This window comes from Bartonella sp. ML69XJBT, from assembly GCF_028618515.1.
Taxonomy (GTDB): domain Bacteria; phylum Pseudomonadota; class Alphaproteobacteria; order Rhizobiales; family Rhizobiaceae; genus Bartonella.
In genome coordinates, this window is sequence record NZ_JAQITB010000012.1 from 18,827 (window position 1) to 36,285 (window position 17,459).

The following is a 17,459-nucleotide window of genomic DNA, read 5'->3' on the forward strand; positions in this document are numbered from 1 at the left end:
GACTTTATTGTGTTATTTTTTTGTTTTTAGCTTTACATTTTATTCAAAATGAATTAAATAAATTGCCCCGTAATGAAGCAATCGGTAGATGTGTTTCTTTGTTTTGAATGAGGGGGAGAGGAGAAAGTTGATAAATGAATTATGATTAAAATCTTAAAAAGCCATGTATGTTTATGTGCTCTTACAACATCTGTTTTTTTCTTTATGCCGAATATAAGTGTTTATGCACAAGATTCTAAACCTTCGTGCAGTTCTCTTTTAAATCCGTATAAATGTAGTGAGCTTGAAAAAATGGAGAACACTGACAGTTCTCGTCCTGATGTTGCTGATATTACTGTTATAAAAGGGTTTTTAAAGGAAACAATTAAAATAGGAGAGAAAGGATTAAATATTAATGGGACTTTACAATTAAAAAAAGCTGGTCTGATTACATCAGAGGTATTTTCACAAAAAAAGACGAAAATTATTTTAGAGAGCAGTTCTATTACTGGCAGTGGCAAAAATACTGGTAACGGTAAAAAAATAAGCGGTCGTAATAATGGCATAAATCACACAGTTTTTGGTGTAAATCAAGGCGGCGCTCTCCTTGTTAAGGATAGTACGGTCAATGTTAATAATGTTTATGGTTTAGTCGCTGAAAGTGCACCAGCATTTTCTCCTCTTGAACGGAGAATTGAAGGTCCGCTTAAGGGGATGTCTGATATTGTTTTTGAAAATTCAGATATTACTCTTAATGGGTATGGGATTCGTGGATTGTATTTTTTAGGAGGGCTTTCAGAAGGTAAATATATTGAAGGGGAGGCGTTGCTTGGATTAGGGGAAGTTCTTTTTAAGAAGTCCTCTTTTAAAGTTCCTAACGGTACGGCTATTTATCTTGATGATATTAGAAGACCCTCTTATATCACAGCGATAAAGAATTCAAATGTTTTTGCTGATCGGTTATTAGAGGTTAAGAATCATTCATACGTATCAGTTTTAGCTGATGCTTCCTTTTTTGTAGGAGGAGCGCGTGTTGATAAAGATTCTTATGCTGAACTTAATTTATTTAATAAATCAAAATGGACTTTAGCACTAGGAAAAAATAATAAATGGCATGCGTCATCTGTTTCTTTTGTAAGAAATATTGATAGTTCCATTTTTTTCCAGAAACCGAAAAATGGTCGTTATCAGACTCTTCACATTGGGGCAGATGACCTTGTCTCAGATTATGCTTATGTTGCAGGAGGAGAAGCGCGTTTGTATGTAAATGCATATCTTACTGCATATAATCGGACAAAAGAGCTGAAGGCTGATCAGCTTGTGATTTATGGTGACGTTTATGGATCAACTAAGGTGTATGTGATAGGCGTTCCATCAGATCCCGAGATGAAAGCAAATTCTCGTAAAGTTCATAAAAATAATGATAGTATTTCACTTGTTCAGGTTTATGGAAAAGCGCAGCAAGATTCCTTTAAATTGGCGACTGGTTATGTAGCGCTAAGAGGAGCGCCTTATCGCTATCGTCTTAAAGCTTATACATCGGTTTTGAATAATGCTGATAAGGGAAAAAGATTAGCTGCAGGCAGTAAAGCAAGTAACGAGTTTTGGGATTTTCGTCTTGAACGTGAATATATAAAATTTTCTTCTAAGAACATTACTTCTAAATCAAAGAAAGTTGTCTCTCATATCCGTCATCCGCGTTCGGCTGATGCTGGTTTAGGTTATAATGGCATTCTATCCAATAATGATTTTCACGCTCTTGATGAGATGAATGTGAGCGCGGTTGTGCCACAAGTTTCGACATATCTTCTTTTGCCAAATGTTTTGTTTCATTCTAGTTTAATTGATATTAGCAATCAAAACAAGCAGTTAGAGGAATCCCGTGCTGCTGTTGGAGGATTTTTAGAAAATAGTGAAAATCCTGCTTTTTTTGTGCGGAGTTATGGCGGTAATAGTCGTTATGTTTCAGATTTGTCTGATCTTGAATATGGCTATGGAGGCGATCTTGGTTATCATGCTGTAGAAGCTGGTGTTTCACTCAAAGCAATGAAGAGCGCTGATTATAGCACAAGCTTTGGAATTATGGGAACTTATGGGAAAATTTCCCTACAGCCTCAGGATGTCGTAGAGAGCAAAAAAAGTGCATTTGATAAGTGGTTGGTTACAGCCTATGGCAGTATACAGCATGACACGGGATTTTATTTAAATGGACTATTTTCTTATGGTTTATTTAAAGGGGGTGTCCTGACTCTTGTAAGAGGAAAAACAGCAGAATTGAAGGGAAATGCTCTGAGTGCTTCGTTGAGTGTCGGTAAGTCCTTTATGACAGGATATGAAGGTCTTGTTTTTGATCCACAGGTTCAGGTTGTTTACCAAAATCTGCAATTTGATAAGGCGTCTGATATTGATGGTTTTGATATTGAGATGGGAAAACCTAATCAGTGGGTGATGCGCGTTGGTGGGCGTTTAAGTAAAGCACTTGCTGTCTCTCAAACGGGAAGCGTTGTATCGTTTAATGGAAAGCTGCATTTCACTCATCGTTTTGGAGAGAAACAATTTGTGCATTTTGGAGATAAATTCCAGTTGGGTGCTTTTGGTGCTTCGTTAGAAGCAGGACTTGGTTTTAATGCGCAATTATCTTCGAAGTTTGCCTTGCTTGGAGATGTAACCTATCAGCATAAGCTTAGCAAAGCTGGTTTCTCAGGAGCACGTTTTTCTGGCGGTCTTCGCTACCATTTTTAGAGACCTAAAAAATACACGATGAGTTTTACATGAGTATAGGGCTTACTATGAAATAATAAAACGGCTTTTGAAGCGTTATGTTTTTTGCTCTGCTCGTGTTTAACTTATTGTTATAAAAGGTATTATTTTGTTTTAATAAATAAAGGGGGGGGGAAGAAGGGGAAAATTGATAATGGTTATAGTTAATATACTGAGGGATTATAAGTTTTTATTTACTTTTACAGCCACGGCTGTTTCTTTTTTGCCAATCGTAAATATTAATGCGAATGCTAATTCTAATGATTTTGGAACTCCCTGTACTGTTGCTAAGAGTGTTTTTACATATAATGATAGTAAAGAGCGCACGATACATGATAAAACATATCGTTTTTTCGATTCTGCGAGAGATGGTTTTGTTGCATTTGTATCTCTTGAAAAAGCAGGAACTGTTTTAAATGTATTACAGGCAAATATTACGGTTGATACTATGGTTGATCAGCCAAAGCGGATGCTTTCCTATGGTATGTATGTAAAAGATGGTGGAAAGCTTGTTCTTTCCGATTCAAATCTTAGGGATATATCCGGTTTTCGTGTTCAGAATGGGCAGGTAATAATGAACAGAGGGAAGATTGAGGGAGCGATGCAAGTTGTTTGTGCAGAGGGAAAAGCAACGGATATTGCTTTAGCAACTGTAGATATTGAGATTGCGTCAGATAATTTAAATGTAAAGGGGATGGGTTTTGTTAGTGGTTTTGGTGCGTTTGTTAGGATGTCAGGTAGTACCGTTACTTTTAATGGGAGTGGTGCTTTTTCAGCCTATTCTAGAGGAAGATATCTTATTGATGCCACAAACATTAAGGGAAAAGGAAAGAAATACACGATTGTAGTTGATGATGAAGAAGTCAATAAATTGCCAGCAGCTTTTGATATTTTTCAAGGTAGTCATGTTCATTTGAGAGGTGATTCTATTCAGCTTATTGATATGCATGGCTTCTTGATTACAAATTTTTCAGGTTACGCTTATAAAAATGGCAAATTAATTCAAGAATTTGATTCATCGGATACGTTTAAAAATGCGGATATTGTGATTGAAAGATCAAATATTGTTGTGCAGGGAAAGGGAACATATGGTTTTTATTTTAATGGGTTAGACCCAGATATATGGGCTGATATGTTGAAGCTAAATGATGATAAACGTTCAGAAGTCGAAGAAATTGTTAGTGGAGCGGCAACTGTTTCTTTATCAAAGACAACTGTTAGTGCGCCGGATAGTATCGCTATTTATAGTACTGGATCTGATGGTTATGGAGCTGAAGCAACAATTGAATTATCGGACCAAACAAAAATTTCTGGTGATTTGTTACTAAAAGCTGAAAGTAACTCTTCTATATTGGTGAAAGCAGACGATTCTATCCTTACAGGAGGTATTCATGTTGAGGATATTTCTACTGTTGATTTGCAGTTAACACGTGGTTCGATATGGCACTTAAAAAAAAGTAAACATATGCAAGTGCAGGGGGAGAATTCTATAGATTCATCTGTTTCGTCTATAAGTCTCTCTGATAGTACAATTGTTTTCGATCACTATCCAGCCCCTAGTTATCAAACACTGCGCATTGGTCCCAAAAGTGATATAAGCCAGACAACTTTAGAGAATTCAGTATATAGTGCAAAGGGAAATGTTCAGATTAAGCTCAGTGCATTTGTGAATGATGATGGTTCGTTGGATCCTCACAAAACGGATCGCATTTTGATCTATGGGGATGTTTCTGGAATTACACTGCTTCAGCTGGAAGGCCTTTCTAAAATTTCAGGAAAAGCAGCAAATGGTCAAGGAAGTGCAAACAGTGAAGGAAGTCAAAGTATTTCACTTGTTCAAGTTTCTGGGACGGCACAGAAGGATTCATTTAAACTCTTAAATTATCAATCAAATGATTATGTTGCAATCAGTGGGTTGCCTTATCAATATCATCTTCATGCTTATGGTCCCAGTTCTTCTTATGGAAAAGCAGATGCCAAAAATAGATTACTTTCTGGGAGTGGAGACTTTTGGGATTTTCGTCTTGAAAGTGTTTATATTAATCCTAGAGTAGATGCTTCTGAATCTATTGTCGTTCCTCCTGTATTGCCTGCGTCGACTTCTCCTGAAGAGTCTGCACCATCTGATTCCATAAATTTTTCATCTACAGATTCTAATTCTATTTCATCTAAACCTGATACATCAACATATTTTCCGTCTGAGTCATCTGATCCTGTAAATTCTTTATCTGAGACTTTTGTATCATCTACTTCTGATGTTTCAGCTAAATCTCCTTCTATGCGACTTGTTCCTACAAAAATTTCGATTACAGGTTCTAATCCTACTCTCTCTAAATCTGACTCCTCACGATCTTCTCTGTCTCAGTCATCTTATCAAGTAAGTCCTTCACATGCAAATTCTACGTCTACTTCTGTCTCATCTATACCCACGCCGTTTGCACCTGCAGAAACTTCTACTGCGGGATCTGCTTCCGTAATTTCTTCGGCTACAGATCCTAAATCCCCTTCTGTGCGACTTGTTTCTACAAAAATTTCAATTACAGGTCTTAATTCTACTCTTTCTAGATCTGATTCATTAGGATCTTCTCCATTTAAGTCATCTGATCCAGCTAAGTCTCTACCTGCGAATTCTAAGTCTACTCCTGTTTCATCTACATCTTCTCCTGTAGATACTACGCCTGTGCCATCTAAGGCGATTGAGTCTCTTCCTGAAGGTTCTACATCTGCGGTTTCATCTGTTTTGGTTGGAAATCCTTCTCCTGAAGCTACAACGGAGGTGCCTGATCTGGTGGTTGCCACTCTACCTGTGGGACCTCCATCTGCACCGTCTGTTTCAGTTGAAACTTCTTCTACGGCTTCTATATCCACGTCGTCTGCACCTGCAGAAACTTCTACTGCGGGATCTGATTCCATAACTTCTTCGTCTACGAGTCCTAATTCTACTCTCTCTGAATCTGAAACACCAAGATCTTTTTCGTCTGAGGCATCTGAACTAGTAAATTCTCTATCTGAGACTTTTGTATCATCTACTTCTGATGTTTCAGCTAAAGCTCCTTTTATGCGACTTGTTCCTACAAAAATTTCGCTTACAGGCTCTAAGCCTACTCTCTCTAGATCTGACCCCTCACGATCTTCTCCATCTGGGTCATCTTATCCATTAAATCCTTCACCTGCAAATTCTACGTTTACTCCTGTCTCATCTATACCCACGTCGTCTGCACCTGCAGGAACTTCTACTGCGCGATCTGATTCCGTAACTTCTTCGTCTACGAGTCCTAATTCCACTCTCTCTGGATCTGATACATCAACAGTTTCTCCGTCTGGATCATCTGAACCAGTAAATTCTTTATCTGAGGATTCGGCACCTACACCTGTTTCATCTACATCTTCTTCTGTAGATACTACGCCTGTGCCATCTAAGGCGATTGAGTCTCTTCCTGAAGGTTCTACATCTGCGGTTTCATCTCTTTCAGTTGGAAATCCTTCTTCTGAAGCTACAACGGAGATGTCTGATCTGGTGGTTGCCACTCTACCTGTGGAATCTTCATCTGTACCGTCTGTTTCAGTTGAAACTTCTTCTACGGCTTTTATACCTACGTCGTCTGCCCCTGCAGAATCTTCTTCTGTGCGATCTGATTCCATAACTTCTTCGTCTACGAGTCCTAATTCTACTCTCTCTGGATCTGATACATCAACAGTTTCTCCGTCTGGATCATCTGAACCAGTAAATTCTTTATCTGAGGATTCGGCACCTACACCTGTTTCATCTACAGCCTCTTCTGTAGATACTACCCCTGTACCGCCTACGTCTGGTGAAATTCTTCCTGAAAATTCTTTGTCTGCATCCTCTGATCCAATAGAGTCTTCACCTGTGGATTCTACGCCTACTTTATCAGCATCTTCTCCCTCTTCCGTAGAGCTTACTCCTTACACTCCTGTTAAGCCTGATGTTAAAATCTCTCCAAGAATTAGGGCTGTTGTTCCGCAATTGCCAACTTATCTCTTGCTGCCAAATAGCTTATTCTATGCTGGCTTGATAGATCTTATTTCTCAAAATAAAAAATTGGAGGCAATGCGAAGTACTTCTGGTAGTTCTTGGAAGGGTGATGAAAAATCAGCATTTTTTGTTCGTGGTTATGGTGGAAGTCACCATTATGCTTCAAATTTGTCGGCTTTTGAATATGGGTATGGCGCAGATCTCGATTATACGGCATTGGAAGCAGGTGTTTTGTTGAAGGAAATTGAAAGTTTATATAGTCGCACATTCTTTGGCTTTATGGGAACTTATGGAAGTCTTTCTCTGCATCCTCAAGATGTTAAACACAGCAAAGAGAGTCCATTTGATAAATGGTCCATTGCTAGTTATGGAAATCTACAGCATGATACAGGGGAGTATATGGATGGGGTATTCTCGTATGGTCTATTGCGGGGAGATGTGTTCACTCTTGCTCGGGGTAAGGCTGCAACATTAAAAGGTAAACAGTTTAGTGCTTCCTTGACCAGTGGTAAAGCATTTGCAATGCGATATAGGGGTGTTGTTTTTGATCCACAGGTTCAGATTGTTTATCAACATCTTCATTTTGGTCGTGTGCGTGATGTTGATCATATTGATGTTGATTTGGGAAAATTTTCTCAATGGACGGGGCGTATTGGTGCGCGTTTAAGCAAGACTCTTACCACATCTAAGGTAGGACGTCTTGTTTCCTTTTATAGTATGCTTTATTTTTCACATAGTTTTGGAGATAGACAGTTTGTCTCTTTTAAAAAAGAGTTCCAATTAAGTGATTTGGGTTCTCCTTTAGAGGTAGGACTTGGTTTTAATGCTCGGCTCTCTCCCCAATTTGTACTTCATGGGGATATAATCTATCAGCATCGACTTACCAAAGCAGGAGTTTCAGGAGCAAGTTTCTCTGCTGGTTTGCGTCATCTTTTTTGATAAGGTATGATGCGCACTTGTCTACGAAAGGCAGCAGATTTTGCTGCCTTTTCATTTATTAAAATCTCTATTGCTGTATTTCAATGGTTCGTTGTTTTTTGATAAAAAAATTCATTCTCTATGATTTTTGCGCTTATGATTGAAATTGCTTGATATGCGTGGTGTTGCAAAAGATTTTTTGGCTTTGTTTTTGATATTTTTTTATCAATATAAATGGATCAGGGGTGTTTTTGCGGGAGCAATTTTTTGTTATTTTATCCGTCTTTTTAGCAGTTGTTGTGTAGGTTATAATCATTATGCCTTTATTATAAGGTGTTGTTTTCATTTTTATTTTGTATAGATAACCTACAGTTTATAAACTGTTATAGATAGCATCTATATCTTCATGTTATTTTAAATTTTTGCTCAGCTATTTTTTCTGCTTTTTGTGTTTTAAATAAGGGAGAAGGTAAAATAAATGGAGAGGATATTAAAAATGCGCTTTATTGTATTTCTACAGTTGTGATTTTTTCTTTTTCGCGATTGTAGGTACCCATGCAAAAGTTGTAACAGGTAGATTTAACTATCCTCTTTGCTATAGAAGCGCAGAAGATATGAAGAGGTTGTGTGTTGCAATCATTGGTGTTGCAAGTGGATCGTGTTAGAAAAGACAGCTTATAAGCAGAGGCTTTGAAAAAGTAATTGGTGGCGTTGTCATTGGAATAATTTTTGAACTTTGCTAAAGCTGTTTTATCTAAAACAGCTTTAAGCTTCCTCTCTTTTGATATTAGGGGCAGGTTTGGCGGTATTTTTAGGTTGAAGATGACAGACCATTATTTGCCAGAAGTTTTCAGGATGTTTTGTGTGGAAGTCTGCAGTATGGCATAGGGTTTTATCTGAGGGAATTGTTTTCTTATGGTCTGTTGCAGGGTAATGTTTTTCATTCTATAGAGGGGATAAAACAGTAGTGTTAAAAGGTAAATTGCTCAGACATTCTTAAAGTATTTATTTCATTGGGGAGTGTAGTTTTTCTGTTAGCAAGAAAATGGAATTTTGAGTGCAATTATCTTTAAATGGGTGAGGGATGGTTTTTATTGGCAATGATTATTATTGTTTTTCTTAAGCAGTGATGTTGATGATGCCACACTCACCACGTTCACTGCCAAAGGCTAGGTTATGCCCTGTTTGATCCCAGTTTAGCGCTGAGATGGCACTTTTCCCACAATCTTTGAGAAGAATTGCTTTTCCGTCGCGAAAATGGGCACATAAAATCACCCCATCGTTAAAGCCTATTGCGACAATTTCTTCACTTGGATGGCATGAGACGGTGGTGACAAGTGCATTTGCTCTTGTTCCGAGTTCTAATGGTATTTTACCCATAGGACCGTCTTTTGTATGAAAGGGCCAAACAATTGCGGCTGATGCTCCTGATGTTGTGAGCCATTTGCCTTTTGCACTCCAAGACCAGCTTTTGACTTTGTTGGGATAGCCACTCATGCGTAAATGCTGATTATCGGCAAGACGCCAGCCATGGAGAGCGTTTTCTTGCATAGTAGAAATGACATAGCGGTTGTCTGGTGAGAAGGTGACATTAAAATGTGCTCCTTTCCACACCAGTGTGGTTGGAGTGGTTTGCGTTGAGAGCCAATGGAGGGTAACACCATTGTAATGGGCAACGGCAAGTCGTAACCCCTTTGGGGCGAAAGCAAGACCTTCTACACTACGTTCATGAATAAGCTCTTGTTCTCCTTTCCCAACATTTGCCCATGTTAAACGTGAAGAGGCAAAAGCAAAAGCTTTTTTGGGTCCAAAAGCAACTTTGTTTATCCATTTGCCTTTGCGTTCTCCTAGCACTTGTGTGTGACCATCTGCTGTTGTTTGACAGACTTTGCCATCTTCTCCACCAGTGATGATCGCTGTATTATCAGGGGAAAAAACACTGGAAATAATTCCTTGGTGAATTTCCATAACTTGTGGGGTTGGGGTTAAAAAAACAATAAAACCTTCCACGGAAACGAAGGCTGGTTTATTGTCTATAAAACCGCAGGAGAGGCAGTAGCCTTTAAGATCATACTTGGTTATGCTTGACATTGTTACTCACTTACGCGCAATTTTCAAAACCCGTTCTCAGTTTTTCAGCATCAAGGGTGCGGCCGATAAAAACAAGTCGGCTTTCACATTTTTCATCCTCACGCCATGGGCGTTGATGCTGTCCTTCAAGAATCATATGTATGCCTTGGATAACATAACGATCATCATCTCCTTGAAACGCTATAATCCCCTTTAAACGTAAAATATTAGGACCTTGTTGCTGTGTAATTTGTTGTATCCATGGAAAAAACTTTTCTGGTTTAAGAGCCCCTGTTTTTAAACTTACAGAAGTGACTGTAATATCATGAATGGTAGATATGTGCTGGTGTTGATGATCATGATGACAGCTTGGACCACATACATGATCTACATGGTGATGATCAAGAAAATGAGGGTCATTTTCTAGAGTGCGTTGGAGATCGAAGGAACCAAGATTAAGGAGTTTATCAAGAGGGATATTGGCACGCTCTGTTGTATAAAGCACTGCTCGCGGATTAATTGCCAGAATAAGTGATTCAACATGGGCACGCTCTTGTGCATTGACTAGATCAATTTTATTTAAAAGAACAATATCTGCGAAGGCAATTTGGTCTTCAGCCTCACGGCTTTCTTTAAGTTGAGAGGGTAAATGTTTTGCATCAACGACTGCTATGACACTATCAAGAGCTGTTTTTTGGTGGACAGTCTCATCCATGAAAAAGGTTTGTGCTACGGGAATAGGATCAGCAAGCCCTGTTGTTTCTATAATGATCGCATCAAACCGGTGAGAGCGTTGCATTAAGCTTTCTAGAATACGAATAAGATCGCCGCGCACAGTACAGCAAACACAGCCATTATTCATTTCATAAATTTCTTCGTCAGATTCAACGATCAGGTCATTATCGATGCCAATTTCACCAAATTCATTGACGATGACTGCGTAACGTTTGCCATGATTTTCGCTGAGAATGCGATTGAGGAGAGTGGTTTTTCCTGAGCCAAGATAGCCAGTGAGAACAGTAACGGGAAGTTTCTTTGGCGTATTTTGTGTCTTTTCCATGAAGGGCCTTTTATCGTTATGCGTTTATGTTAAATCGATTGATATCATCAAGTAAATCATGCAGCCCACAAAGAACATGAGAAAAAATCGCCTCACCTGCTTTTGGGGTTGCTTGGCTTGCATTGCCTGCAGCTCCTTGGGGATTGAGATCACGCATTGTCCAGCCAAAGGCATGGGGACCATAAGCGCGTAAATACCGATAATTGGCAATCATATCAGCTTGCTTGTTATGAAAATTTTGTGCTTTTTCCATATGCACTTTTTCTGGTGCTAAATAAAGCATTAAGGAGGTTTCGATAAATCCTCCATGGATATCAAGGTGCTGTTGAGACGGTTCCATCAAACCTTGCGGTAGGCCAAAACGACTCCAGCTGGTTGCAACCGCAAGCATTGAAAAACGTCTTCGTAATTCGGTGATCACGATGCTTATTAAAGGGGAATTGCCCCCATGCGCGTTGAGAAGAAGAAAACGTTTCATACCTTTATGATAGCAGCTCTCACCAATATTGATCCAGCGTTCAATAGCATCAGAAAAGGTGAGGGTTTTTGTGCCTGTAATATCCATATGTTCTACAGAATAACCAATTTTTTCAACCGGTAACAGTGCAATCGGAAATTGCTCTTTTGTTTGTAGGGTGAGTGCTTTTGCAAAAGCTTCAGCAATAATCCAATCGGTTTCAAAGGGAAGATGACTTCCATGATATTCGTGGGCGCCCAAGGGCAAAAGAGCAAGAAAAGGCGTGTTAGATACCATAAATTTATTGCCTAAAAGAAAGTCGATAGAGACAAAGTGATCAAAATGGTAGAGTCGTTCCTCGTACCCTAATCTATCTATCAGAGAAACGCAAATAGGAGCCTTGTCATCTCAAATATGTGTGTAATGGAGATGAGAGATTTATGAAAAATGATGAAAGTCTTCTTGAGAAAAAGCACTACGATTTTGGTTATAATTTTATGATAATATAAGGCTTTATGCAAAGAGAATGTATAATTTGCGAGATTTCTTGTTTCTCTCATATTGAAGGACAAAGTGGATTAACTTTTGAAAGAGTGAAGGATGTGTCTTTAAAGGATGTGTCTTTATTTGCAGGATTTTGCGGCGTTGTAGGTATTATTTCATTGTTTTCTTCTTTAATGATAGGAAATATACTGAGCACTGTAGTCTCTATTGTAGCGTTATTATTTCTAATTTAGAAGAAGTTTCACTGATCTAATCGGGAGAGTTTGTTGTTCATTTTATTGAGTGAGGGAAATGAATATTTTAAATAGTTTATTCTGTATCAAATATGAAAGTCACTAAAGACAATATATAATATTCTGCTATTAGCGAAAGTTTAAAATTTTTCAATTGATATTTTTTTAATGAGAGAGTTTGCGTTCTCTTTTGACAGTAGGTTATTTTGTACTGGCAAGTTAGTACTGTCTTTCTTTTACCATATCCTTATATCGCTCTCTTATTTTTAAGTCTTGTATGGGAAGCAAATTTGAACAATTTTTATGCTTTTAAGTAGGTATAAAACAAAAAATATTCTTGTGTTTGGAATTTTAAGGCAATTAAAAAATGATAAATGATGATTTATCAATCAATGCGTTATTTTGAAAAGATCTTTCTTATTTTCTGCAATTCTCGTTCAGAACGCTTGCTATATAAAGAATAATGCAAAATCTAGTCGGTATGATTATCTTATTTGTGCAAGCTACAAGCGGACTCTGTCCTTCATTTTGCTAGTTTTCAATGTTGTGATTACTCTTGCATGAAAATGGATTAATAGGATATTTTCTTCATGAAAAATTTTATCTACGCACTTATTCCATTTGTGAGGCTAAATGAATATTTTTATTCATTTATCATAAGGGGGGGACAAGAAGAAGTGAATTGTAGCGTATTTAGTCTTTGATCCAAGTTATAGAATGATAAAATTATTTTTGTAAATTAACATAATAAAGATAACAAGGGATTTTTGAGGCATTAGTGGGAAGGAAGGGTGGCATGAAGCAGAAGGTCTTGTTTGGCGCGAAGGCGTGCAATCCACTGATCTTTACGAATTGCAGTATTATGCACCGTAATGAGTTCATTTTTTTTAATTTCAGCAGTTACTGTTGCTTTTTCTAGAAGTCCACAAGGAATGGCTTGCTGTGTACGGGCTTCTGTATAATTCATGATCCAAGCACGATAACTATAAAGACCAATAAAGTCTAATTGATCGCCAGGATGTAAATCTTTTTTGGCAACAGCACAGACTTCTGCGACAGGATGGTTAAGTGGTGCCATATCTTTTTTGCCATAAAGCATAATCCGTGCACAGGTGAGTGGAACTTCCATTGCTGTTAAATGATAAGGACGGTGAAAGGTAAAGTAAGGTCCTTGTCCCATTTTTAAATCTTCCATACGTTCGCGTAGACGTGGGTGTGCTATTTCTGCAATGACAAAAACACCTGGGGAAATACCTTGACCTATTGAATAATCCACAACACCATAGTGTTTTAAAAGACCACCATCTTGTTGTGGAATAAGTACTTTGTTTAAATCTTGCAATGCTGTTTGTGGTCCATGCATGCCTGGGCAATCAGGAAGAAGCCCAGTGGCGTTGGCAATTGCTGCCATTTCAACCATTGTTTTTGAACCATCAATAAATTCAACGAGCATGCGAACATTCATATTACGTCGTAATGCTTCTTCTTCGTAAGCATCGGGGGTTGCATCAAAGAGGAGGGGATTATTTTTTCCCTTTCCAGCTGCTACAATCTTGTGTCCAAGGGCTGAAACAAATTCAATGAGTTCCATACAAGCACTTGGTTCATCACCAGCACCAAGTGTATAAATAAGACCTCGTTTTTCTGCTTCATGTTTCAGATAAGAGCCAATTGTAACATCTGCTTCAACATTCATCATGACAAGATGTTTATTATTCTCAAGTGCTTTGATGCCAATTTCAGCTCCAGCTTCAGGATAGCCTGTTGCATCAACGATAATATCGATTTGTTCATGGCTTAGAACAAGGTTGATATCATCTGTTGCGGCAATAAAACCTTTTTCAAGAGTTTGGGTTAGAGCATGAGCATTTTCAACTTCACGTACATATCCATCTTCACCATAGGCCAATGTAGCAGCATCAAAAACACGTGAAGGCGTTCTGGTGGCAACAGCTGCAACTGTTATACCATCCATATGCGCAACACTTGATAGCAAATCTGTTCCCATTTCACCGCAACCAATGAGTCCAATACGGATGGGTGGGTGGTTTTGGGCACGTTGCTTCAAATCATGCGCTAAACCTGTTAGGTTTACATTACTTGCCATTATTTTTTCCTATTTGCACATTACCTTGCTAAAAGGGCATTGTCTTTATTGATAAGGCGCATTTGCTTTTAAGATAGTTCATCTTTTATTCTTGATGCTCTAATGAATGGGTTTTATAAAAGCAAGAGGGATGGAGTACTTTTAGCATATAAAACAGGAATAGTGTTATGCAGCAAAAAATAGCAGTACAAGATGTTGCCAATTTTATTGGGAAAGAAGTAGGATTGTCGCAGTGGCGTCTTGTTACACAGGATATGATTAATCAATTTGCATGCGCAACAGATGATCATCAATGGATACATGTAGATGAGGAAAGAGCAAAAAAAACGCCTTTTGGTGGAACTATTGCTCATGGTTTTTTAACCTTATCACTTTTGTCTACGCTTGCTTATGAGGCACTTCCAGAGTTGGAAGGGGCAACAATGGGAATTAATTATGGTTTTGATAAAGTACGTTTTATGAGCCCTGTGAAAACAGGTGTGCGGGTGCGTGCTCGTTTTGTTTTAAATAATGCTGAAGTGCGCCCTTCTGGTCGGGTTGTTTTTCATTATGGTGTCACGGTGGAAATTGAACAGTTAAAAAAACCAGCTCTTACAGCTCAGTGGCTTATTGTTGCTATGGTTGGGGAAAACCATGTAAATTCCTGAATTATTTTAGTGCTTTGTTTTATCAAGTTTTTGCATAACTTTATCAAAATTCCATTAGGTCATGATATTGAAAATGATTAAAAGAATGAAAACACTTATCATGATGGAAGTATTATGATGTTGGTAGCTATAGACGGTTGTCATGTCGCCTAAATCGCCTCTATTAAGATATTCAGCAAGTGAAGTGGCTCTGATGAAGAGAAATCATCATAACTGTAAAACCGGTGATCAGGATAAGGAGTGGTTTAAGTAAAAAACAGTTCTTGTACTATCGGCCATTTTGAATTTTACTTTACGGCTTTCAAAAGCATTTACGGTGTTTTTTTAATAATAGAGATTACGCATTGCTTCACGCTTTTATTTCTTATGTTCTTTTTGGGGGGGGAAGCTCATGATGCAAAATACTATTGTGTTGTCATTTCACGTACTTGTTTTAAAGAAATATTGCTTACTGTACGAAAGCTTATGAATAGTATAATAGCAGAGTTGTCGTATATCCTCATCTTTATGTTTATGAGGGAACGAGCCGGTATCATTTACTTTGCTAGCTTTCAATGGTGCAGATAGCCTTTGCGTTTGAGAGCATTCATGAGAGCCATTAGTTTTTTCTTTACAGTTTCTACTTAGATGCCAGTCTTGTTTGTGATGTGTAAGGGAATAGCTTTGATTGATTCAATATAAACGAGGTTTAAAATAAGAGTATCGTACGATATTTATGTTTTTCATTAGGCATGTAAAAAGGCAATTATCATTATAAATCAATGCGTTGGTGGGAATAATAACATGCCTGATAATTTATAGATGATTTGCTCTCACAAAACGGACAGCTTTGATGAGCCTTTTTAAAACTGTTTTAAAGGAAAGCGGTCATTCATGCATCAAAAGAGATAGCTGAAAGGATAGGGATGAAGATTGCCTAAAATGTCCCCATACCTTTTTCTACGATATATGCGTCATCAAGAGAAGGTAAAATGGAGCTCATCATTAAAAGGCGTTATGGTGTTTGGTAAACAGTGTGTGAATGACTCAATTGTTTTAGTGCTTTGTTTTGTCAAGCTTTTGTACAATTTTATCAGAAGTCCATTGGGTAATGACGTTGAGAATGATTAAAAGAATGATAACACTTGTCATGATAGAAGTATTATAACGTTGGTAGCCATAGCGGATTGCCATGTCGCCTAAACCGCCTCCACCAAGATATCCAGCAAGTGAAGTGGCGCCTATAAGAGAAATTATCATGACAGTAAAACCGGTGATGAGACTAGGAAGTGCTTCAGGAATGAGAACATGCCTGATAATTTGCAAACGACTTGCTCCCATGGAGCGGACAGCTTCAATGAGGCCGTTTTCAACGGTTTTAAAAGAAAGCTCGGCCATTCGTGCATAAAAAGGAATAGCTGAAATGGTGAGGACAAAGATCACCGAAGGCATTCCTACACCTCTTCCTACAACCATACGTGTAATCGGGAGAAGATAAAATGCAAGAATAATAAAGGGAATGGCGCGAATACTATCAATGATGATGCTCAAAGGGCGATTGATGAGAGAAGAGGCAAAAATACCGCCACGTGCGGTTGTATAAAGCAGAAGACCAAGGGGAAGCCCTATTATAAGTGCCATCAAAGAAGCACTTATTGTCATTAATATTGTATCAAGAACGGCGCTTGGGAGTTCATGAGAGAGAACATTAAACATAACCTAAAACCTCGCAATATCGCCCTTGTTTGGTCAACCACTGAACAGCCTTTTCTAAAGCTTCTTTATCTTTTGCGGGGAAACCTAAAAATAATCGCCCAATAGTTTCACCTTGGACTGTATCAATACCACCATGTAAAATACGTGCTCTAAAACCGGTTTCATCTTCGAGAAGATTGAGAAAAGGTTGTTGGGCAATCTCACCGGCAATATTGATTTCAATGACAGCCTCATTGCCTATCGATTTAAGATTTTTTGCAAATTTTTCAGGAAGTTGTGGGGTCACAAGCTTGAGCATGGCAATGGTTGTATCATCTTGCGGTGAGGTAAAAATATCTTTCACACGTCCTTCTTCTACAATGCGTCCTTGATTGAGAACAACAACACGATGCGCAATGGTGCGCACAACTTCCATTTCGTGGGTAATGAGCACAATCGTGAGATTAAGGCGGTTATTAATATCGGCAAGAAGTTCTAGAATAGACTGTGTTGTTTCTGGATCAAGAGCAGAGGTTGCTTCATCTGAGAGCAATATTTTAGGATTAGCGGACAGAGAGCGGGCAATACCAACCCGTTGTTTTTGCCCCCCCGATAGTTCTGCTGGATAATAATATTCTTTACCAGATAATCCCACTAATTCAATGAGTTCAAGGGCACGTTTGTGGCGCTGTTTTTTACTTATACCACTTAATTTTAAGGGCAGTGCAATGTTATCAATAATATTTTTTGATGATAAAAGATTGAAATGTTGAAAAATCATACCAATCCGTTGACGATAAGGTGCCCATTCTGTCTCTGAGAGATTGGAAACATCTATCCCTTCAAAAAAAATCGATCCTGAATCAACTTGTTCTAATCCATTTAAACAGCGAATAAGTGTCGATTTTCCCGCTCCACTGCGTCCAATAATGCCAAGAATCTCACCCGCCTGGATATCGAGGGAGAGATTATTCACTGCTGGAATACCAGCCGTTTTGTTAAAACAACGGCTGATATTTTTTAAGGAAATAAGAGCGGGTTTTTCCATTTACA

Annotated in this window: 9 protein-coding genes; 3 read left to right on the top strand and 6 right to left on the bottom strand. The window is 38.3% G+C overall.

What is annotated here, in order from left to right; genetic code table 11:
* Positions 1-141 precede the first annotated feature (141 nt).
* Positions 142-2,721: an autotransporter outer membrane beta-barrel domain-containing protein gene (locus PVV68_RS05365; RefSeq protein ID WP_273782711.1), complete on the top strand. Its 2,580-nt coding sequence runs from the start codon at positions 142-144 to the stop codon at positions 2,719-2,721.
* A gap of 172 nt (positions 2,722-2,893) precedes the next feature.
* Positions 2,894-7,675: an autotransporter outer membrane beta-barrel domain-containing protein gene (locus PVV68_RS10625; protein WP_342753038.1), complete on the top strand. Its 4,782-nt coding sequence runs from the start codon at positions 2,894-2,896 to the stop codon at positions 7,673-7,675.
* Between the two features lie 1,098 nt (positions 7,676-8,773).
* Here PVV68_RS10625 and PVV68_RS05380 read toward each other — a convergent pair.
* From PVV68_RS05380 to PVV68_RS05395, 4 genes are all read right to left on the bottom strand, one after another.
* Positions 8,774-9,745: a WD40 repeat domain-containing protein gene (locus PVV68_RS05380; protein ID WP_273720910.1), complete on the bottom strand. Its 972-nt coding sequence runs from the start codon at positions 9,743-9,745 to the stop codon at positions 8,774-8,776.
* A 10-nt stretch (positions 9,746-9,755) separates the two neighbouring features.
* Positions 9,756-10,784, bottom strand: a complete 1,029-nt coding sequence (locus PVV68_RS05385; protein ID WP_273720911.1) for a GTP-binding protein — start codon at positions 10,782-10,784, stop codon at positions 9,756-9,758.
* A gap of 16 nt (positions 10,785-10,800) precedes the next feature.
* Positions 10,801-11,538: a creatininase family protein gene (locus tag PVV68_RS05390; protein ID WP_273720912.1), complete on the bottom strand. Its 738-nt coding sequence runs from the start codon at positions 11,536-11,538 to the stop codon at positions 10,801-10,803.
* A 1,215-nt stretch (positions 11,539-12,753) separates the two neighbouring features.
* A complete protein-coding gene (locus tag PVV68_RS05395; RefSeq protein WP_273720913.1) occupies positions 12,754-14,085 on the bottom strand; it encodes an NAD(P)H-dependent oxidoreductase in 1,332 nt (443 codons plus the stop codon).
* Between the two features lie 167 nt (positions 14,086-14,252).
* Here PVV68_RS05395 and PVV68_RS05400 point away from each other — a divergent pair, with 167 nt between their 5' ends.
* Entirely contained in the window at positions 14,253-14,732 is a 480-nt protein-coding gene (locus tag PVV68_RS05400; protein WP_273720914.1) for a MaoC family dehydratase, read from the top strand.
* Positions 14,733-15,767: 1,035 nt separating this feature from the next.
* Here PVV68_RS05400 and PVV68_RS05410 read toward each other — a convergent pair.
* Complete coding sequence (locus PVV68_RS05410; protein WP_273720915.1) at positions 15,768-16,427, bottom strand: methionine ABC transporter permease; 660 nt, start codon at positions 16,425-16,427, stop codon at positions 15,768-15,770.
* On the bottom strand, positions 16,420-17,454 hold the full coding sequence (locus tag PVV68_RS05415; RefSeq protein WP_273720916.1) for a methionine ABC transporter ATP-binding protein: 1,035 nt from the start codon (positions 17,452-17,454) through the stop codon (positions 16,420-16,422). Before PVV68_RS05415 ends, PVV68_RS05410 begins: the two co-directional genes overlap by 8 nt.
* Positions 17,455-17,459: the final 5 nt, after the last annotated feature.

Excerpts from the sequence above, each read along its gene's own strand:
- PVV68_RS05380 (WP_273720910.1), bottom strand. The coding sequence starts at position 9,745 with ATGTCAAGCATAACCAAGTATGATCTTAAAGGCTACTGCCTCTCCTGC.
- PVV68_RS05395 (WP_273720913.1), bottom strand. The coding sequence starts at position 14,085 with ATGGCAAGTAATGTAAACCTAACAGGTTTAGCGCATGATTTGAAGCAA.
- PVV68_RS05385 (WP_273720911.1), bottom strand. The coding sequence starts at position 10,784 with ATGGAAAAGACACAAAATACGCCAAAGAAACTTCCCGTTACTGTTCTC.
- PVV68_RS05390 (WP_273720912.1), bottom strand. The coding sequence starts at position 11,538 with ATGGTATCTAACACGCCTTTTCTTGCTCTTTTGCCCTTGGGCGCCCAC.
- PVV68_RS05410 (WP_273720915.1), bottom strand. The coding sequence starts at position 16,427 with ATGTTTAATGTTCTCTCTCATGAACTCCCAAGCGCCGTTCTTGATACA.
- PVV68_RS05415 (WP_273720916.1), bottom strand. The coding sequence starts at position 17,454 with ATGGAAAAACCCGCTCTTATTTCCTTAAAAAATATCAGCCGTTGTTTT.
- PVV68_RS05365 (WP_273782711.1), top strand. The coding sequence starts at position 142 with ATGATTAAAATCTTAAAAAGCCATGTATGTTTATGTGCTCTTACAACA.
- PVV68_RS10625 (WP_342753038.1), top strand. The coding sequence starts at position 2,894 with ATGGTTATAGTTAATATACTGAGGGATTATAAGTTTTTATTTACTTTT.
- PVV68_RS05400 (WP_273720914.1), top strand. The coding sequence starts at position 14,253 with ATGCAGCAAAAAATAGCAGTACAAGATGTTGCCAATTTTATTGGGAAA.